Annotated in this window: 14 protein-coding genes; 7 read left to right on the plus strand and 7 right to left on the minus strand. The window is 54.1% G+C overall.

Translation table 11 applies throughout. The annotated features are described in order from the left end of the window. Nucleotides 1-34 precede the first annotated feature (34 nt). Entirely contained in the window at nt 35-3,157 is a 3,123-nt protein-coding gene (locus tag AC0V61_RS02740) for a TonB-dependent receptor (protein ID WP_486155748.1), read from the minus strand. 470 nt (nt 3,158-3,627) lie between these two features. Here AC0V61_RS02740 and AC0V61_RS02745 point away from each other — a divergent pair, with 470 nt between their 5' ends. Together AC0V61_RS02745 and AC0V61_RS02750 are read left to right on the plus strand one after the other, a co-directional pair. Continuing rightward, nucleotides 3,628-6,666: a TonB-dependent receptor gene (locus AC0V61_RS02745; protein ID WP_486155749.1), complete on the plus strand. Its 3,039-nt coding sequence runs from the start codon at nt 3,628-3,630 to the stop codon at nt 6,664-6,666. A gap of 148 nt (nt 6,667-6,814) precedes the next feature. After that, the gene (locus tag AC0V61_RS02750; RefSeq protein WP_486155750.1) at nt 6,815-7,891 is read left to right on the plus strand and encodes a polysaccharide lyase family 7 protein; all 1,077 of its coding nucleotides are present in this window, start codon (nt 6,815-6,817) and stop codon (nt 7,889-7,891) included. 89 nt (nt 7,892-7,980) lie between these two features. Here the strand turns inward: AC0V61_RS02750 and AC0V61_RS02755 are convergent, their stop codons facing one another. From AC0V61_RS02755 to AC0V61_RS02765, 3 genes are all read right to left on the minus strand, one after another. Then, the gene (locus tag AC0V61_RS02755) at nt 7,981-12,867 is read right to left on the minus strand and encodes an autotransporter domain-containing protein (RefSeq protein ID WP_486155751.1); all 4,887 of its coding nucleotides are present in this window, start codon (nt 12,865-12,867) and stop codon (nt 7,981-7,983) included. A gap of 211 nt (nt 12,868-13,078) precedes the next feature. After that, a complete protein-coding gene (locus AC0V61_RS02760) occupies nt 13,079-14,539 on the minus strand; it encodes a polysaccharide lyase family 7 protein (RefSeq protein WP_486155752.1) in 1,461 nt (486 codons plus the stop codon). A 238-nt stretch (nt 14,540-14,777) separates the two neighbouring features. Then, nucleotides 14,778-15,035: a hypothetical protein gene (locus AC0V61_RS02765; protein WP_486155753.1), complete on the minus strand. Its 258-nt coding sequence runs from the start codon at nt 15,033-15,035 to the stop codon at nt 14,778-14,780. A 217-nt stretch (nt 15,036-15,252) separates the two neighbouring features. Here AC0V61_RS02765 and AC0V61_RS02770 point away from each other — a divergent pair, with 217 nt between their 5' ends. Beyond that, nucleotides 15,253-15,735, plus strand: coding sequence for a hypothetical protein (locus AC0V61_RS02770; RefSeq protein WP_486155754.1), 483 nt, complete (start codon nt 15,253-15,255; stop codon nt 15,733-15,735). 340 nt (nt 15,736-16,075) lie between these two features. Further along, a complete protein-coding gene (locus tag AC0V61_RS02775; RefSeq protein WP_486159433.1) occupies nt 16,076-16,885 on the plus strand; it encodes an IS1595 family transposase in 810 nt (269 codons plus the stop codon). A gap of 199 nt (nt 16,886-17,084) precedes the next feature. Here the strand turns inward: AC0V61_RS02775 and AC0V61_RS02780 are convergent, their stop codons facing one another. The 3 genes from AC0V61_RS02780 to AC0V61_RS02790 form a co-directional block, all read right to left on the minus strand. Beyond that, nucleotides 17,085-17,429: a hypothetical protein gene (locus tag AC0V61_RS02780; RefSeq protein ID WP_486155755.1), complete on the minus strand. Its 345-nt coding sequence runs from the start codon at nt 17,427-17,429 to the stop codon at nt 17,085-17,087. A 753-nt stretch (nt 17,430-18,182) separates the two neighbouring features. Further along, entirely contained in the window at nt 18,183-18,434 is a 252-nt protein-coding gene (locus tag AC0V61_RS02785; protein ID WP_486155756.1) for a hypothetical protein, read from the minus strand. Nucleotides 18,435-18,578: 144 nt separating this feature from the next. After that, nucleotides 18,579-19,085 (minus strand): hypothetical protein, encoded by a 507-nt coding sequence (locus AC0V61_RS02790; protein WP_486155757.1) that lies wholly within the window; start codon nt 19,083-19,085, stop codon nt 18,579-18,581. Nucleotides 19,086-19,233: 148 nt separating this feature from the next. Here AC0V61_RS02790 and AC0V61_RS02795 point away from each other — a divergent pair, with 148 nt between their 5' ends. Genes AC0V61_RS02795 through AC0V61_RS02805 form a run of 3 tightly spaced genes read left to right on the plus strand, consistent with a single transcriptional unit; the run spans nt 19,234 to nt 20,665 of the window. After that, nucleotides 19,234-19,407, plus strand: coding sequence for a hypothetical protein (locus tag AC0V61_RS02795; RefSeq protein ID WP_486155758.1), 174 nt, complete (start codon nt 19,234-19,236; stop codon nt 19,405-19,407). 29 nt (nt 19,408-19,436) lie between these two features. Next, complete coding sequence (locus tag AC0V61_RS02800) at nt 19,437-20,336, plus strand: hypothetical protein (RefSeq protein ID WP_486155759.1); 900 nt, start codon at nt 19,437-19,439, stop codon at nt 20,334-20,336. Between the two features lie 17 nt (nt 20,337-20,353). Beyond that, the gene (locus AC0V61_RS02805) at nt 20,354-20,665 is read left to right on the plus strand and encodes a hypothetical protein (RefSeq protein WP_486155760.1); all 312 of its coding nucleotides are present in this window, start codon (nt 20,354-20,356) and stop codon (nt 20,663-20,665) included. Nucleotides 20,666-20,688 lie beyond the last annotated feature (23 nt).

The following is a 20,688-nucleotide window of genomic DNA, read 5'->3' on the forward strand; positions in this document are numbered from 1 at the left end:
CGCTGCCCCTCGAAATGCGGCGACCCTAAACCGTTTAGAAGCGTGCGCGCACCCCAGCAAAGAAGCGCGGGCCATAAACAAGCACCTGACTAAGGTCGTCTGGCGCACCGCGAAAGTCAGTACGCGGCTCATTGAAAAGGTTGAGCCCCTCAAGAGAGAAGCGCAGATTATCATTCAACGAGTAAGTGATACGCGCCTCGAACACTTCGAAATCATCGACATACCGAACACGGCCTGGCGTTGACACAAACTGCTGGAAGTAGTCGCTGCGATATTTGTAGATGCCTTGGAAATCGAAGTCTCCGATCTCGTAATACACCTGCGCCGACAAAACGTGCTCGGAGAAGCCGAACAGATTTGATGGAGGGATCAAGCCGTTTGTGACAGTGGTCGTGCCATCATCATTGAGCGTGGTGATTGCCCCGAGAGTGTCGTCTTCGAACTCGAAGTTGGAATCGGCGATGTTGTAGCTAAGCTTGAAACCCAGCCCATCAAGCGGTGCCGGAAGCCAGCTCAAACGGTGGGCTGCTGTGATCTCAAGACCATAGATTGTGCTTGTGTCATCGGAGGTGTTGACAGAGGTGACCAACAGGTCAGCAGTGGCTCCGCCCACGCTAAAGGGCTCGAGGATGCCTACCGTTTCAAATCCACCATTGAAGCTCTTGTAGTAAGCATTGAATGCGAGGATTGAATCGTCATTGGGATACCACTCCAAGCCGACATCGACATTCCAAGACATCAATGGATCGGTCGCTGGATTACCCGTGGCCGAGACATTGTTGACGCCGCCAACCAAGGCTTCTTGAGGTGTTGCGAAATCATCCCCGTCATTGACATTGAGGATACGGCCATCGCCAAGATCAGACGGGTCAGGACGCGAAAGCGCCCGATAAACGGCCAAACGGCCAAGCAGATCGGGCTGGAAATCAGCCACCAGATTGAAGCTCGGCAGGAATTCAGTGTACGACGCCCTCGAGGTCGTGATCGACAGCTGGCTCGCATCTTCAACAAGCGCAAAACCATCAGTGCCATCACCGTCCTGATCGATAATCTCGATGCTTAGCGCGGTGCGGAAAGCACGTGAGCTGACAGAGGTGTTGACCACGCGAAGGCCAACATTACCGCGCAATGGCAGATCACCAAGAAGGGTATCGAAATCGCCTTGGACATAGCCCGCCCAAGTCCTCTCGGTCACGTCAGTGTTTTGGATGGAGTCGAAATCACCCGTCGGGTAAATTGGATTTCCATCTTCATCAAAAGACAAGCCTGAGGGGTCCTCACGCTCAAGGACACGGGCAATACAAAGGGCGTCAAAGGTTGCAAACGTGTTGGTTGAGGCAACCACATTACCAGCTGCATCAACCTGTGTCACAAGCGGGTTTCCGCCAGAAATCGACGACAAGAAGCCGGTTTCCGGGAATGCTGTTCGGCATTCCTGATTAGCAATCGCCAAAGCGCCGGTGGTCGATGTGTCGTTATAGGTGTTTTCGAAACGGCTGGTCCCGTTAGAGGCGCCTGGCACATCGCGATAATCCAATTCTTGGTAACGAGTGCCCGCCTGGAACAGGTTGAAGAACCCATCCATTTCGTAGGCAACATCGCCCCTCAGCGCCCAAACACGGTTGAAACGGTCTTGCTCCAGATCAGCGCGAAGGCGTGGATCATTGGCGAACAGGTCATAATTGTTCACATCGAAGTCTTGGACCACGAAGTTCAGACCTTGCGACCCGTTTTGGAAAATCTGAACGACGTTTTCGACGCGGTCATCCTGAGTGCCGCCATCATTCTCGACACTGGGCGTAAACGCGCCTGTGTTGCCAAAGATGTCTTCATCATCCTCGGTGCGGAAGCGGATTTGCACGGCCTCCTCGATCCGCTGCGTTTGCGAGAATGATGCATCCAGTGAAACCGTAAGGCGATCAGCGGGACTAAAGTCGACCGACAACCCGCCACCGTAATACTCTTCGTCACGCTCCAGATACTCGCTAACTGCCTCGATGCGCTGTTCGCTTGTAAACTGACGCAGCGCGCCGCTCTCAGTGAAGATCAGGTCGAACCCGGGGATTGAGTTTGCTGCGCTTTGCTCGTCAATCCGGCGACCTTCCGCAAAGTTCAGATCAGAGCGCTGCTCGCTTTGCTTGCGGGTCGAATATTGGAAGTCTGCATTGATATCGACATCGGGGCTTGGCTTGTATTGCACCGCACCGAAGAAGGCATTGCGAGTGTCTGCGGTGATGTTCTGACGCAGCGCATAGCTGTTGCGTGCGATCACAAATGGCAAATTGACGCTACCATCACGAAGCCCGGCAACTGTGCCGCTGCTTGTGTCGCAATTCCCATCATCGAAGACACCATCGCTTGTGGTGCTTGGGTCAACCACACAAGCGCGAATGGTACTCGACACCCGCGCTTCTTGTTCAGGGCTGTTGGAATCGCGTCGCTCAAACCCAAGCGAAAGACCCAGCTCGCCATCGCCCACGGACCATTGGTCGATATAACTAAGCGAACCACGATAGCCCAGATCATTTAGGCGCTGATCAGAATCGATGTCAAAATTGTCCGGGTTAAACTCACCTTTGAGCTCACCCTGAATCCGGCGCTTCCCGTAATCGACCGGCCGCGTTGTCTCGAGCACGATTTGACCAGCAACACCGCCCTCAATGTAACTTGCAGCCTGCGTTTTATAGATACCAATCTTGGTGAAAAGCTCTGAAGGAAACTGACTGAAATTGACCGAGCGATCGCCGCTGCCATTGGTCGCGACGCGGCCATTGATGACGGTCGAACTCAAGAAGGGACCAAGACCGCGGATCGAAATCTCAGTAGCCCCGCCGTTTTCCCGGTGTGAGCCTGCCCCTGTTAGCGTTTCAAGGGCTTCACCGATTGAAAGAGCGGGAATGTCGCCGATTTCATCTGACGACAAAGCATCAAACACCTCAATCGATTGACGCTTTTCATCAATGGAGTTTTGCACAACAGCGCGGAAGCCTTCGACGATGATAACATCACCCTCTTCTTCGGCGACGTCAGCGGCCTCTTGTGCCGCCTCGCCGTCTTGCGCGAATGCCGGACTAGCTACACAAGCGGTGCCTGCCAGCAGTGCGGCCGAGAATGAAATACGCGACGACGCGCGGCGACCAAATACACCAAATGCCATGTTCCCCTCCCTCAAGGATATGTCTTATTTATTGGCGAGAATAGGATTACACTCACATGAGTCAACCTAAATGTCATACCAACTTTCAACAACTGGTCTTACCAATTAGTCCGCGCCGAATTGGAATAGGGCAAGGCAGGGCATTGGAAATGGCGGATGGGGAGACCACCGAGCGGCACAAACACTGTCAGCTTTGCGCCAAAGCGTGGTTTTTGGGGATATTTGGCCGCAAGCGCTGGCTTTCATGTGATGCAATTATGTTACTAACGCTCGGTATTCCACTTGGGGTGCACACGGTTCATAGAAAGCCCCGACACCTAAAACCCATGGAATTCCGGGGTTTTTTGCATAATCCCTGAATTGGTATGACAGACTATTCCACATAGGACTGCAAAACTGGTTGACTAGCATTCAGTCCTTCGTAATTTTTATCTCGATCAACCAAAATAACTTGGTGATGGGAGAGTGTAATGAAGTACCTTAAAGGGGGCGCAGGCCTTCCCGCTGCACGCACACGTCTGATTGCTGGACTCCTTGTCGGGTCAGCAGGCTTGATGCCCGCAATGGCCTCGGCGCAGGACGCGGAAAACGAGGCAGGTGTCACAAGCGGCGAAGAAGATACCATCGTTGTAACCGGCATCAGAAGCTCGCTGCAAAGCGCGCTTAACGAAAAACGTAATGCCGAAAGCATCGTCGAGATCATTCAGGCAGAAGACATTGGTAAGCTGCCTGACCAAAACTTGGCAGAAGTCCTTGAGAACGTGACCGGCGTTCAGATCACGCGTACAGCTGGTGTTGGTACTGGCGTCCAAATTCGCGGCACCAATGACAACCAAGTGCTTATCAATGGCGTAAAAACTGTCGCTGCTGGCACGGGCCGTGGCGGCATCAGTTTTGAAGACATCAATCCGGCGATCATCGGATCGGTCGAGGTCATCAAGGCCCCAACCGCTGCGACAATCGAAGGCTCTGTTGGTGGTACGGTTAACCTTCGCACCATTCGCCCGCTCGACATCACCGACACGATCATTTCTGCTCGTATCCAAGGCGAATACAGCGAGCTTTCTGAAAGCGTGAAGCCGCGTATTTCAGGTAGCTTTGGCGATGTATGGCAGGCCGGTGATGGTGAAATCGGTCTGGTTTTGAGCGGTAGCTATTCCGAGCAAGACGCAACCTCTTTCCGTCCGCGCGTTGACCGCGATAACATTATTCTTGGTGGGCAAGCGGTCACCGCTTCCGGGGCTCCGGGGCCGGCTAATCCGTTCCTCAACATTCAGTTCCTCAACCAAGAGCGCGAGAACTTCGAGTTTGACACGATCAACTTTGCAGGTTCGCTGGAATATGCGCCAAACCCTGGTCTCATGTTCTTCCTGGATGTGATTTACAACGACCAAGAGCGTCGGCAGGACTCATCACGTATCCAAGGTTCAGGGGTTAGCGCAGTTGATACTGTCAACGTGCCAGATGGCTTTGAGACGGTGAACTTTGGGTCACTTGATGGAGTGGATCTTGGCAGCATCGAGGCGGCACTGTTCGGCACAATTCAGCCAAACATTGCGCGCGATGATGATGATCCCAACCTGCGCTTTTCGAGCGACACTGGCGCTCGTCTCACCACCAGTGAGCTTTACCGCGTCGGGACTGAGTTTGAGACAGGCCGTTTGACGACACGCGTTGAATTCGCTCGCTCGACGTCGGACACATCCAACCCTAACCTCAGCACAACGCTGAACTTCATTAACCCGAACCCGCTGACGCCGCTTGATGGTTCAAGCAACGACAACAGCGTTCCGTTCGCTTATGATCTTCGCGATGGCGCCTTGACCTTTGGCATTGATTTCAATTCGCCATTTGCGCCAACGGTTCAGCAGCTCTTGGACCCGAACAATACGGTTCTTGATGCGGTCACAAACAGCAACAACACCACCGAAAACTCCGAAAATGCCTTCCGCATCGATACAACTCTCGATTTGGATGGTGTCCTAGGGTTTATCACATCGGTTGACGCAGGTTACCGTTACAGCGATGCATCAAGCGAGTTTAACCAGCTGCGCTCGACGTTTGGCACAGGCGCAATCGCGAACAGCCCAAGCGGTGCAGCCCTTGGCGATCTGATCGTTCAAGGACCTGATAACTTTGGTGACTTCGACGGCCGTGAGCTTGCTTTCCGTAACTTCACGGTGATCGATCCAGATCGTTCATTCTCTGAGCGCGATGCTGTCTTTGCTCAATTGCAAGCAGCACTGGACGCAACACCAGGCGGGCAGAATGCCATCGCAAATGGTGGACGCCTGCTAAACGATCTTGATCCAACATCAGCTGGAAACCTTGGTGCCTCGTTCCGGGTCGAAGAAGAGACGCACGCGCTCTATGCGCAGGCCAATTTCGAAACCGGCCCTGTTCGCGGCAACATTGGCTTCCGTTATGTAGACACCAGCATCGACTCGCTTGGCAACGGCGTTGTCAATGGAGTGGTTCAGCCCCTCACCGCCAGCGGCAGCTACTCAGAGTTCCTGCCACGCGTTAACGTAACGGCTGAACTCACCGATGATCTGTTCTTCCGCGCAAGCTACACCGAAGACATCAACCGTCCGGATTTCGACGATCTCTCGCTTTCGGTGACATTCCCTACCGGCCCTAACAATGCCGTCTCACAGGGTAATGCGAACCTCGCACCTGAAACAGTGAAGTCTTATGATGCTTCGCTTGAATGGTACTTTGCGCCAAGCTCGCTGATCAGCATCGGCTTCTTCCACAAGGATCGCACGAACCTGTTCGTGACCCAGGTTGAAGACGCATTTGAAGATCCGGTAACGGGCTTCCGCGACATTACCGACCCTTGTGAGCAAGGTGGTGTCTTCAACCCGGTGCCTGATCGCAACGTTTTGTCAGATGTCCCAGGCAATGGCCTTTGCGTGCCGCTGCAAACGATCATCAACGACAATGCGAACACCACGCAAACGGGCATCGAGATCGCCTTCCAGTATGACCTCTCACAATTTGAGGACACACTTGGGTTCGCGTCGGGCTTTGGTATCCTTGCCAACTACACATACCAGGACTTTGGTGGCGGTGAGGCAACTCAAACCGCGTCCGGCCGTGGTCAGGCAATCTTTGAAGCGATCAATCCGAACGTGCCCGACCCCGTCGAAGCGGTTCAAGGCCTGCTCGACTTCTCTGAGAATGCCTACAACATCACGCTGTATTACGAGAAGTACGGTCTTTCGGCCCGCGCTCGTTACACATGGCGCGATGCCTTCCGCACGCTGGATACAGCGGCAGGTGCCTCATTGAACTCGACGCTTGGTTTCCCGGTTGTGACCGCTTCGCGTGCACAGTTGAACGGCTCAGTCGTCTATGACCTGACCGACAACATCGCGATTGGGGTTGAGGGCGTGAACTTGACCAAGTCGCGGATTAGCCAATTCTGTGTGAACGACGGAGCGCTTCTGTGCTTCCAAGGTCTGCCAGATCGTCGGATCACTTTTGGCGCAACAGTCCGCTTCTAATCTCTCCGGATGAGAGGGCAGTTGCCCAAATTGAGCGCCCCGCCATCGTGCGGGGCGCTTTTTTTGAGCCTTTCGCAAAGCGGGGATTGTTCAGCTTTGGTTGAGGCAGCATTTGCTAAGTATGATGAGAAAGTCTGAGAGGGATATCGTGAACAATTTCAACAAGGTGAAGCATAGCGTCAGTGTAGTGGGCGGGGCGATCCTCGCATTAAGCGTGCCGTTCGTCGTGCAAGCATCAAGTGATGCCGAACCACATGAGACAAAACGCGCTCCGAGCGATGCTTTTGATCTTAGCCATTGGAAAATTACGTTGCCCTCCGATGGCAATAAAGATGGCAAACCCGATGAGATCACTGTGAGCGCGATGCAGGGTTTTGAGCACTCCGATTTCTTCTACCTGGATAGCGAGGGCCGCATGGTCTTTGCCGCTCCCAACAAGGCGCCGACCACTGCCAATTCGACCAACACCCGCAGCGAGCTGCGCCAAATGCTACGCGGCAGCAACACGCGCATTGGCACGCATGATCCGGGGAACAACTTTGCGGTCGAAGCGCGCAAGGGCTCTGACAAGTTCGCCTCGGTCGGTGGTAAGCTTGAGGCGACTTTGCGGGTCGATCATGTATCGTTGAACGCTGGAGACCCCACCAAGCGCCCTGCTTTCTCCGCCGTGGTCGGACAAATCCACGCGGTGAAATACAAAAGCACCCGCAGCGGCTTTGGCTATGGCAATGAGCCCATTAAAATCTACTACAAGAAATTCCCCGGCCATGAGACCGGATCGGTCTTCTGGAATTATGAGCGCAATCTGGATAAGGACGATCCCAACCGCACCGATTTGTCAGTGCCGGTTTTTGGCGGCAATTGGGATGGAACCGAAGATCCCGGCGATAAGGGCATCGCTCTGGGGGAGGAGTTCAGCTACACCATCAACGTTCATCGCAACACGATGTATCTGACCTTCCACAATGAGCGTCTTGGCACTGTGCGCCACACACGCAGCCTGGTGAGAGGCGCGGACGCAAAAGACAACCCTTACGCATACGGCGGCGACTCGCTCTATTTCAAAGCGGGCATCTACAACCAGTGCAGCACCCGCACAGGTACGTCCATGTGGTACGCTGGGTGCCCTGGCACGGGTGATTGGGAAACCGATAAGGCCAACGGCAATTATGCGCAGGCGAGCTTCTCACGGCTCGTTGTGGGTCCTTCTACACCGCCTGAATGAGGGGGCCTGAAAGGCACCTTTGCTCCAGTCAAAAAAGGCCCCCGTCTCGTTTGAGACGGGGGCCTTTTTGCATTCGGGCGTCAGGCAAATCAGAACCCGATGGTGATCCGCGCTCCGCCAGCATGGGCTTGGGAGTTGTTGCCATAGATCCCATCATAGACCACGCCGATTGAGCTGTTCTCACCCAGCTTGAAACTTGCCTCAACTTGCGCAAAGCCTGCACTTCCCGATTGTGGTGCCCCAAACACCGTGAAGGTATTACCGCTTTCGAAGCGTGCGACCGATGATGGGTCTTTGTCGCCAAAGCCTGCTTGATAACCGGCATTACCGCGCACTTGGAACGACCCTTCATCGGACGTTTCAAACCGCAGACCCAGCGTCGCTGATCCGGAGTTTTCAATCCCATCGTCAAAGCGCAGAGCCGCAATCCCGCCTGCTTCGGAGAAAGCATCGGTGCTGGCCTCACCAAAGTTGAAACCGACATATGGCTCAACCGTGGCGCTACCCATTTCGAGCGGATAACCAGCCTCAATGAAGCCGAAAGTTACCGATCCGTCATAGTCGGAGATAAGCAAATCCGCGAAGGTGCCAAAAGCGACTGAGCGAGTGGTTTCCACGCTGCTCCAGCCATAGCCACCGCCTGCGCGGATACGCAAACCAAGCGCGTCCACGCCGATATAGGCAAGGACATTGAGCGTCTCAGCCGAGCCAACACCGCTTGCCGGGTTGGTCAGATCAAAGTCAGTGTCCTGATAGCTGGCGGCAACACCCATACTGGCGTTTTCGCCAAGGCCAACATCAGCGCCCAGAAGGAAGCCGATGCCATCGCGGTCCACACCAAGAGCATTGCCATCGCCGTCATTGTCGCCGGTAAAGCCCCATGCCTGGCCCCAGATGTGACCACCGCGTTCGTTGCTGGCGAGGTGGTTCAGGACTGCATTGCGAACAAGGCGCTGATCTTCGGTCAGCACGGTGCGCGCAGTTGCATGGACTTCGCCTGAAAGCTGAGCAAAGGCAGAGCGGGCAGTGGCTGCATCAAGATTGATGATTGCATTGCCCAAAGCGCCGTTGATCTGGCTTTCAATCGCGTTCGCGGTCGCAACCTCATTAGGTGTTTGCGCAATGCTCGCAAAATCCACATCGTTGCGGCGCAAGGTCAACAGAACCGCAGTATCGGTGTAGCTGAGCGTTGGATCGAGGAACGCGAGATCGCTGACAACATCTTCGAACTGTCCATCAACCGCGCCGGTTGCCGTGACAATCGTGTAGTCGGTTTGGAAGTTGAAGTCTGTGCTGTCGCTAAGAACGCTCACGGTGCCGCCGTCGATAGTAACATCGCCTGTGACGGCTACAAGATCGCTTGATCCATCTGGATCCACTTCAACTTCGAGGGTCGAAGTGCTCGCGAAGGTCAGATCGCCGTTCACATTGACGGTGCCGATGCTGTTGCCCGGGGCCAGCGTACCAGCCACGGTCAATGCGCCAATCGTGCCATCACCGCCAAGCGAACCACCGTCGTTGATCGTCACAGCCGAAGCGATGCTTCCATTGACCACCAGAAGGCCGCCATCAACCACAGTGTCACCTGTGTAAGTGCTATCGCCGGAAAGGACCAAGGTGCCCGCATCGAGCTTGTTCAGACCGCCGGTGCCGCCGATTGCTGCCGAGATGGTGGCTGTTGCGCCCTCATCCACACGAAAGGCCGTTGCAGCTTCGCTGATGGTCAGAGCACCTGTGCCACTCGCGATTTCATAGCCGTCGGTGACGAATTGAATGCCGGTGAAGGTAATCGCATCATCAACCGTGACGGTTCCGCCTGCGGCACCTGCAAACGCTGCGAAATCATTGTTCCATGCAGCGTTGAATTCGCCGTTGGCGTCCGTCCAGTTCGTATCGGTGAGGTTCCAGCTGCCGCTGCCCCCATCGATCACATCGTCGCCTTCCGCATCAGCGCCATCGAAGAACTGAATTGATGGAATTGCGCGGTCGATGATGAGGTTCACCTGACCCTCAGCGGTGACTTGGATTGAACCTTGCTCAAGCTCGAACCCTTCAGGCAGGACGCTAACGTCGAGCCCGTTATCGGTGATCGCACCCGTCACATCAATCAGGCGATAAACGCCAATACCAAAGCTATCGAGCCCGTTTGCATTGAGCAGACCATCGAGCGTCAGATCGCCGCCAACAGTTATAAGGTCGCTGGTGGTTGCATCGCTTGGATCGCCAAGGTCGGCAGCAAGGGTTGAGGATGATCCGAGCACCAAATCGCCAGAAATCGCGAGCGTCCCCGCGCCGCCGACTGATCCTGCGTTGATCGTTGCGCCAGCGCCCAGTTCGACATTCCCATCGATCGAACCACTGCCGGTCAATGTCGAGCCCGCCAAGGCCGTTGTATCGCTGGTGATCGAACCATCCACTACCAATGTACCGCCCGACACGGTGGTCGCGCCTGTGTAGGTGTTGGCGCCTGTCAGGGTCAGAGTGCCGCCTTCAAGTTTGTTGATGCCGCCTGTGCCAGCCAGGGGCGCCGAAATGATGGCAGAGATGCCATCGCCCACACGAACACCGCTTTGGTCTTCCGTCAGTGAAAGCGTAAACATGGTGTCAGCCGCAGTGATTTCGTAGCCGTTCACAAGGAACTGCAAACCAACCGCTTCAATATTGTCACCCAAAGTCACAAGCCCGCCAGCCTCGCCGCTAAAGACAGCAAAGGCATCGTTGAATGAGAAGTTGTCGACGCCGTCTGCCTCGGTGAAGTTGGTGGTGACATTGTCCCACACACCAGCACCGCCATCAATGACGCCGTTGCCTTCGGTTTCAGCCCCGTCGAAGAACAGGATTTCAGCGTCAGTCCCTGTATCGAGCGCTGTAACGACAAAGTTGACTTGTCCGCTAACGGCTGTCTGCACCTCGCCTTGGGCGACAGTAAAGCCCTCAGGAACGGTGCCGACATCCAGGCCATTATCGGTCAGCGCGCCTGAGTAATTGATGATGTTGTACACACCAAGGCCGAACCCGCCCGCATCCGTTACATTAAGCGTGCCATCAAGAGTGAGGTCGCCTGCAACGACCAGCACGTCGCTTTCCGATGCCACACCGGGCGTGCCAAGGTCAAAGTTGAGCAGCGAGCCTGATGATAGGGTCAACGAGCCAACCCGAAGCTGATCTGCTGCGCCCAGATTGCCCGGATTGATGATACCGCCATCGGCAACAGTGGTGTCTCCACCAGAGCCATTACCGCCCAAGGTTGCACCATCGCCAACCGATATTGCGCCGGTCGCGCCCGGATTGACGAACAAGGTGCCGCCGGTGAGCGTGATATCACCGATATCGGAGGCCATCGAGGACAGGCTGAACAAGCCGCTGTCGACGTTGACCTGACCAAAATTGGACGCCTGAACGTTGGTCACGCTCATCGCTGAACCGGTAAGGTTGAGGATATTGGTCGCCCCCGTCTCCCCGCTGCCTTGCAAGCCGCCAGAAACACTCGCCCCGCCCGTGATCGTGAGCGTATTTGTGCCCGAACCGGCAAACTCAACCGCGTTGTCGGTGCCAGATGTAGAGCTTGCAGCGCCAAGCGTGACGGTTGCATTCTGAGTGCCTTCGAAACGCACGCCATCGCCGTCCGCGCCTGTCAGTGTGCCATTGTTGACCAATGTGCCGCCAGTGGCCGATTGGATGCCATCATTACCCGTGATGGTGCCACCTTCATTATTGGTGATGATCGCGCCGATGGCATCAGAATTCACAAGAATGCCATCATTCGTCCCAGAAATCATGCCTGAGTTGGTGATCACGGTGTCGGTTGGCGTTGTGTCCTCGCTAATGTCGCTTCCACCAAGAAGGCGAACGGAGATGCTATCTCCATCAAGGCGTACACCTTCATCGTCGCCCATAATCACTCCGCCAGCCTCATTGACGACGGTAACCCCGGTCCCGCCGATCAGGATGCCTGCCTCGGCCTGACCATTAATCGTGCCAGCGTTGCTGATAGTGACCGAGTGGTCAGCGTGAGCGCCATTGATGCGGATCGCGTTGCTCGCGCCCACGATCATACCGCCTGCCTCGTTAGTGATCGTCCCGCGCAGCACTGCGTCGCTTTCTGACCGAATAGCTGCGTTGGACGAGTTGTTGCGATCAGCGGAAATCGTGCCGCTGTTGGTTACATCAACTTCGATAACGCAGTTGACGCGGTCACCCTCACGGCAGCCGCGATCTTCGCCGCCAGTGCTGCCGGGATCACCGTTAAAGTGAAGCGCGTCTGCATCGCTGTCGGAACCGGTGTTGGAAATCGTACCCGTGTTTACAAGCCGGAAACGCGCGATGCCCTCCTCGTCGCCCACTGTGCCCGACGAGGGGTCTGTTCCCAATAGCGAGTCGACACCAAGGGTCGCACCGCCAACACTTGTGATTGTCCCGTTGTTGATGACGGTATTCAACAGGCCGTCAGCATCACGATCGAAATAGACAACCGCCTCGGTCGCCTCGCCGGTGCCTGCGATCAGACCGTCATTGGTAAGTATCTGATTGTCACCCTCGAAGAAAATGACCCCATCCTCGCCCTGCAATACACCGGTCGAGAGGATGTTGACCGTGATGTCGTCCTCGGAGTTATCAACCTCGATCACGACATCCTCGTCGCTCCCATCGGTGTTGATGTGCGTGCCGCCCAATGTGATCACAGCGCCGTCGTTAGACTGGTCCTCAAGACGAATGTTATCGCCATCGCTCACCGTTTGAGTGACACCATCCGCCGAGGTCACACCATCCGGCCCAGGGTTGGTGACGCGCGTGTTATCAGTAATGACGACCTGCGCGTGAGCAGGTGCTGCAAACACTGTCGCCAGCGCAAGGCTCGATACAGAGGCTCCGACAAAAAGGCTGGGGAGCGATTTGCGCATCCGCCCGGTCTTCGGTCCAACCTTAGTCTTAGCAAGCTTTGTTGAACCGCGCTCAGCGATTGGCTTCGTACCCATCGAATATTCCCCTCTCATTTGGCCCGCCTGCTTGGCGACGCCTTGCGCCTTTTGGCGCGTCATTTTCCAGATGAGTGCATCCAGCCCCACCATCGAATGAGAGTTATGCAGGTTTAACAGACCAATTCAACTCAATTCGTCATACCTATTGGCAGACCAATGGTTGGAACGCCTGGAAATGCCGAATTAGGGGTTGTTCACCTTAGCGCGGTCAATCGTGCGTGTTTTCCAAGCGGTAGAAGGTGGTCTGATCAAAGTCGTCACCATCGCCCGTGTTGTTCTGGGTGTAGGTGCCTGCTTTAAAATAGTTCCACTCATCAATCGTGTCGTATCCGCTGTTCTCAGCGGTCATATCGACGAAGTTGTGACCGATGATCTCACCGTCCTGATCACCGCGGCGAATGATCACATCGATCCGCGCACCGGCATTGGTAATCTGATAGGAGAAGACCTCGTTCAGAGCGATGCCGTTTACCGGGTCATTGCGGTCCTCAGGCTGGCTATCGCGGTCTGAAAACTCAGGACCCACAACCATGAAGTAGATATCATCCCCGCCGCGAATTTCGTGTGCGAAATAGATGTAGCCCCGGTCATTCTCAGGGTATTTGCGATAATACAGCCGGATGGGCTCATCGCTCGATGCGTGGATTTGCCCAAAGACCATGCGGCCAATGTGAAAGTCAGTGCCCGATGAGGTCACATTGTTGATCGCAAGCGTCCCCTTAAGCACGCCTCCGCGCCCGCCAACGGGTACACCGGGATCAGGTTGATAGCCGAGAACCCAGTTATTCTCATTGACCCCTTGCGTGCTGATGCTGCGGTTCCCTGCCCGTAGCATTTCGCGCAATTCTGAACGGGTGAAGCGTGAGTTCGCAGAAGTTGTTGCCCCGTCGATAGTTGAGCGGAACACCATGCCCCCATCAGAGGCGGTGAAGAAAAATTCGTCCGAGAAATTCTCCAGATCGCGGTCTTGCGTTCGCTGTGCAAAGCCATCGGATGGGTCGGTCGCAGGCGTATCCAATGCCCACCTGAGCAGATCAAAGTTCTGCCCCGGGGTGACGTTTGGGTCGAGGCCGAAAATGCTGGTGTCGAAGGGTTGGACCGCCGCTGGTGTTTGCGTTCCAGATGTGCATCCAAAAACGGCTGCCTCAACCACGCCAAAGTCGCCTCCGTCCGACGTTCCTTCAGACGAAATCCGGACAAAGCGAGCGGAGGTGTCATCAACGTCAAACCGGTCGAAACTAAGCGTATCACCGGATGAAACTGTGCTGCCCAAAAGCGGCACAAAGGTGGTCCCATCGTCGGATACTTCAAGCGAGAATGTGGCGGTGCGTTGATCCCCCAAATGAAAGGCAATTCCCACATCGCGCACAAGAAAACGTTCGCCCAGATCAAGGGTCAATGTTGCTGGAACACCCGATGCAGCCCAGCGAGACGCAGCACCCAGATCATCATCAATCGCATTGCTTGCCGCAAATGCAGACCCCGAACTCGCGCTGGCCATTGCGCTTTGAATATCGAGCAGGTTCAAGCCGGTGCAGGCCACAGGCGTTGGGGTCGGCGAAGGAGTGGGGCTCGGCGTTGGCGACGGGGCCTGTGTCGCAACGGGCGTAGGTGTGGATGACGACCCGCCGCCACCTCCGCAGCCTGTGATCAATCCAGCTGAGGCCATCGCTAAAGCTATTGAAGAAACGGCTCGGTTCAATTTCACAATCATTCCCTCTCACCAACCCCTTCGCCAATTTCGCAGCGCTGTTTTGTGAAGTCGTAGCCTGACCCAACTGGAAATCAAGCAATTTGTCATGCCAATTGGTATGACACAATTTCCAATAGGGAGGTCGAATTGGTCCAAATACTCGCCAGTTGAGAAGGAAATTAGAAGAAGGGAGGAGCCGTGGCATCAGCGGGTGCTAATTCTGGCATGACGCTTTTGCGCACCACCATGATCTCATGCGCGTGCAACTGGCGAAACCGCGCTTAAAGCCATTCGCGAGCATATCCACTGCGCCCTCGGCGTCTTTTTTATCCTGATGCCCCCTGTCGCCGACATCACCGCCGACATCGCCGCCTGCATTGCCATAGAAAAATAGGTCGATGAGAACAGAAGAACCAGCGCCAGCAACCGTCAAATTGGTTGAAAGAAGGCGATTGTGTGCTGTGTTGCCCAATGCGCCAAGTACTGGCGCAGGTGCGGGTCAAATGATCATGCGAGAACACGGCCCCGCACCTCTTGGCAGCAACAGCATCCCAAACGGCGGCAAGCGGCACCAGCAGCGCAGAGCATTGTCTGGCGATAAACGCGTGTATCCATAATGCCGGAAAAAATGCGGTAATATGGCGCAATTGCACCAAGCGTAAGTTCGCGGACATTCCTATCTTCTTCGTATGGGAAGAACGAACTTAAAGGCCTCTCTTGAAACGAAACTATCTCAAGTCCTTGGTGAGTTGCAGGCTGCCGAGACAGAGTTCGACCAGTTAAGGGCAGGCCTCAAGAAACTCATATCGTTGCGTCAGAGAATTGCCGAGCTTCGTGAAGTGGCTAATTCGGCAGAGACGATCTTGCGCTCCGAATATCCTAACTGGACGCCGGTCAATATCAAACCAACTCGTGCTGGCGTGTGGAAGAATCCTTTCAGGTCAGGTGATCTGGGTAAGACCGCTCTGGAAACGCTTCGCGAACTAGACGACTGGGCGCGGCCAAGGGAGCTAGCGCCCTTGATGTTGGCTAAGGTTGGACACGACCAAGATGACGCTGATGCACTCCATCGGGTCGCCAACTCGGTCGGCACATATTTCAAGAAGTACGAAGGTGAACTCGTCGAAGCGCAAGGCGATTTTGCAAAAGAATGGCGAATCATCAAGAGGTGATTCTTGCCTATTGAGGGCAGTTCCGGAAAATCCAAAGGTAAGCAGTTCCGGGAAAAGTAAGATGGTTAATGCTGTGGGCCGCAGAAAACTGCCAAACCCAGTTCCGGAAAACAAAAGTGTTGATTTAAATAGATAATATGTATTTTTCCTTCGCTGCGATTTCGCAAAGGAGGAAACATCGCAGCACTTTTTACTCTCGAATAAGGCACGATCGCTTAGCTTGAAGCGCATCCATCGCCTTACCCACGACGAGGCTTTTGCCGAGTTCGTTGGGCTCCGCTTTGCGGAGAACGAGGGTCATCCCTTCTGCCCGAAATGTGGCTGCACGCACGTCTACTCCATTAAGACCCGTCGCAGATGGAAGTGTTCGGATAAATCCTGTGGTGCAACATTCTCAGCAACGTCTGGGACAGTATTTCAAGATCGCAAACTTTCTTACCGTGATCTTTTGCTCTTGGTTGCTCACTTTGTGATCGAACCCAAGGGCATCTCAGCTATCCGAATTAGTCAGTTCCTCGAAATCTCATACAAGAGCGCGTTTGTGATCGCACACAAGCTTCGCGAGGTCGTCACCGCTTATCAATCGTCGTTTCGATTAGGCGGAGAAGTGGAAATCGATGCAATGTGGTGTGGCGGCTATGTGAAGCCGGGGAAGAGCAATCCTTCGCGTCGAAATCGCCGCCGTCTCAATCGCAACAGGGAAAAACAAAAAGTCGTGATGATCGCCCGTGAGCGGCACGGCCGTTCAAGAGCATTTATAGTGCCCAAAGAGAGCGCCATGCCTGACGTGCTGCCCGATGTTCTTGAAAAAGGAACTATCGTCTTCTCCGACAGCTTTAATGGCTCTGCAAAGATTTCCGCGAATTTTCAGTCTTTCCGGGTCGTCCATTCTAAGGAGTACGCGGACGGATGGATTTCGACCAATCATGCAGAGTCATTCTTCTCTCGGTTGCGCCGCATCGAGCTTGGCACACACCACAAGATTGCGGGCCTCTACACGCTCTTTTACGCAAATGACGCATGTTGGCGCGAGGACCACCGCAGGGTCGATAGCGCTTCGCGGTACATCGACGTGCTTACGTTGGCCGCACGCCATCCCATTTCCCGGCAATGGAAAGGCTATTGGCAGCGCCGAAAGGAGGCAGCCTAATGTCTACCTTCACAATTCACCTCATGGGGCAGGCTCAACCGATCACACTCGACTTACCCTGTGCCGACATCGATGACTTGGCCAGCCAAGCTACAACATCCCGGTTTCTATCCGGGCATATGACTGAAGCAGAGGAGGATGGTGTTTGTCGGCGTGTAATGATTGCCACAAGTCGTATTCAGTGCGCCATTGAAGCCAACTAGATTGCTCGTTCACGCTGATCGATTTGACATACGCCTTCCTGCGTTGGTGGGAGATCGCGATCCCACCAATTGCTGCCATTGCGTTTGACGAAGGTTAGATTGACGCGGCTGATCCTGTAAACTTCGAACTGAATTTCGGTAGATGTGAAGGATGCGTTGCGTGTCACCAACTTCCCGCCTTCGCTGTGGCGGTATTGAAAGTTGGCGATGCCCTCGTTCTCGTTCAGTTGAACATCCATGATCCAGTCGGGATCGTCATTCAGCGTACATACCAAATAGATCGGCTTGGCAATAGACGGTGTGGTTGCGGCCAATACGGCCGCCATAGCAAGTTCCAGCATACAATGCCCCAAGTTCGGCCCCGGCTGGTGCCGGGACGGTTAACATGCGCGAACTTGGGTAAGCACACCCCACCTATTCAGCCTTGCGACCTCTTGTATTCGATGGGCCGCCCGACATAAGGCGGACCCAAGTTCAGTGCGCTCAGACGCACGTCTCGTGATGGTGTTAAGCCACCACGAGACATTGCCAAACTAGGCGGCAAACATTGACTTTTCAATAGGATTGGTGTATGCTCGCGACACTCGATCGCGGCGGGGCTGGGACGATTTTCTCAACAATCAGGTGAACTATGAAACATTTCGTTGTGTCTGCGTGCGACGCGCAGTCTCATGCAGAATACGTCCAAGCGCGCTTATGGGAGCACAATATTGGCTACCTTTACGGTGCAATGGAGATGACTGATCAGGAACTTACGAATGCGATTGCCAATCTAGTTCAATCTCGTCGTGAGGATGTAATTGCAGGACTGCCCCGTGTTCCGTCCAACGTATGTCCATGGTGCTATGAGCTTCTTGAGACGCACGAAACGGAATGTTGCCCTTCAGGAACTGATCGCCCCAAGTGTGTATCCTGACAAACACATAGATTTGATGGTCCCGAGTCTTGGTTAGTTCTACCGTACAATATTGCCCTTGATGAATCCCCATGCTCCCGACCTTATTTGGGTCGGTCCAGAGTTCTTGAGTTTTGTGCTCGATACGGACCGTATCATGGCCTGAAATGAGTCTTGTTTCACTGCTCATTTGGTAGCCTTATTCCTCGATCCCTAACAAGCCAATGCGAATGAAATCACCTGTTAGCCGGTCGTCGAGTTTTGCGATGATTTCAGGGTCTGAGCCCTCTCCGAAATAGATGTTCCAGCCATATTGGACGCCATCGTCAGAGCAATGAGGCAGTGCATCCCATTCGATGCAATCTAGTTGGGCGAGTGACAAACCCAACTCTGCTGCCACAGTCTTTTCGAACCGTGCAGTTTTCTCATCGTCCAATTCACTATTCGACATGTCGCGCTCCTTTACCCATGAAAGCATCCGCAACGACGATCGGAAGGCTAGACTGATCGATAATCCGAGAGAGGATGTTAACGCCTTTACTGGCGTGCTCTAACACATTCGCCATTCCTACAATCTTTGAAACCATTAACTCAATCAATCACTGAAGGTTACGGTGCCTTCGGCAGTCAACTCCCATTCCCAGAGAGTGCAAATTCTATGCCCGTCTCGTACCCCGACTCCCCAACGTGTGAACGCTACTGCTGCGGACTCTGAGCCACCATCGACTTGCTGCCAAAGAGGTACTGTAACTGGATCGCCGAACTGATCGCCTACTCTTTTACCAACTAAAGAGAGCTGCTCCTGCTCCAAGACAAGAACGCCCTTCGTCTCTTCAAGCCCAAAATTACTCTTTGCAGAGCTGAAATCTACCAAGATTTCAGCATCCGGAACGAACAGTCCAACTCTCGGCGTGTCCAACTTGATTGGAAAGAAGCCGAATGGATGATCCCCGTCCAGCATAACCGCGTGCATTTGCCTGTCCCAATCGACCACAAGCATCGGTGGGTCATTTTGCTTTATTGGTAAAAGCAGACCAGATTTTTTAAGATCGCGAATATCGGATGCGGTTGCATCACCAATTGGGAACAAGTCTTCAGACATGACGTCTCCTCAAGCAATCAATCTGCCGCACAGGAGTATAAAAAATACATCAAAGCAAGCTATGAATAGAGAATATTGTGGAGAGCTGTACGACATTCATTCTCTAAGTAATGAATTAGGCCTAACCCATGAATTAGAGGAGGTAAGAATGGCAATTGATGGAACGTACAAAGACGGCTTCATTGAAGGTTATAAGGCGATCTGCGGGAACAATGTCATGGTGCCGATAGCACCTATGCCACCCATGACGCCCATGGGCCTAACACCGTTTCGAATGGGAATATTGGCAGGAATACGCGCCGCTGGCGGCATGGATGACTGAGGAAGACTAGTTCGAAAGCTCGGCTCTCTGTGGCTCCCCCATCGCCTCGATTTACTGACGCCCTTGGTGGACGTCTTCCTGCACTAGAGCGATGCCTCATCCGCTATCGGGCGCTTCAGTCCACTTTAGCCATCTACCATGCCGAGGAACTGAAACGCGACATTGTTTCTGCGGCTGAATGTCATCGGAATTTTCGAACAACGGTTCTTGATGAAGGCGAACAAGGTCAACAACCTGCACAACCGAAAAACAGGATGAAAAAGGCGTTTCGTCAGCTTATCGACGATGGCCTGCTGAGCACTAAAGAAAAGAAAGAGATGCTCGATCTGATCGGTCACCGCAACGCCATGGCGCATCAGCTTCACGAACTATCTGCCGATCTTAGCCCTGATAGCTTCGTCCGTTCCCATGTTGAATTTGCGGAGAACCGCCCGGAGCACGATTATGAGATTGTGGAGAAACTAAGAGCCGCTCGTCGCCTTTTGGCTGATCGAGCTGTCAAAAATCATTATGTGATCTCGATACGGTTCAATGATGTGCTCTTTTCCGCAGTTGATCGCGCTTTAACGGCCGATCTTCGGGCGCTGAAACGTCGCATCGTCGCGCTTATGAAGAAGAGAAAAGCAGACATCGCCAGTCTGAATGCAGAACTCTCGCTTAAAGGCACCGGGTTAACAGGGGAGCATCATCCACGCCATCCATTGAATCAATACGCAAATGGAAGGCTCACGGCTCGGGGCGAAGAGATATGTTACAGGCTATTTGATTTGGGAAAGTCAAATCACGCGACGGCAGAACTCATGGGGATCACTTTAGCAAGTATTAGGTCTCGATATAGAAAATGGGAGAGCCTTGGGGGTCTCAGCCGAGAGCGCGCCGATCTTGAAAGCCTTCCTATCCCAAGGATCGGCCGCCGCTATGAAGACTAGACAAGCGAGGAGTCGCGATGACAATTAAGCGCCAGTCGGGAGATGAGGCTACACTGTTGCGAGAGGTCTTAGATCGACTGGGTGGTATGCTTCGTCCTTATGGACTTGCTGCGGATTACAGCATCGACGTGGAAGGCAACACTTTTTCGGCGAACGTCCATTCAGAGGGATTGGGCTTCGACGAAACTTGGATGCGTTTGCAGCACTACGATAAACTCAGAACGATCTTGGAAGAAATCGTTTTCGCTACCGACGAGGAAACGAGGACTCTCGCGATCCAGCGTGCTGGCTGTATGTTAGACTCGCAAGCGCTTCGGTCAGTCGAGTAACCAGCAAGCGCACTTTACACTTC

It is taken from the genome of Erythrobacter sp. JB1-4 (genome assembly GCF_057365025.1).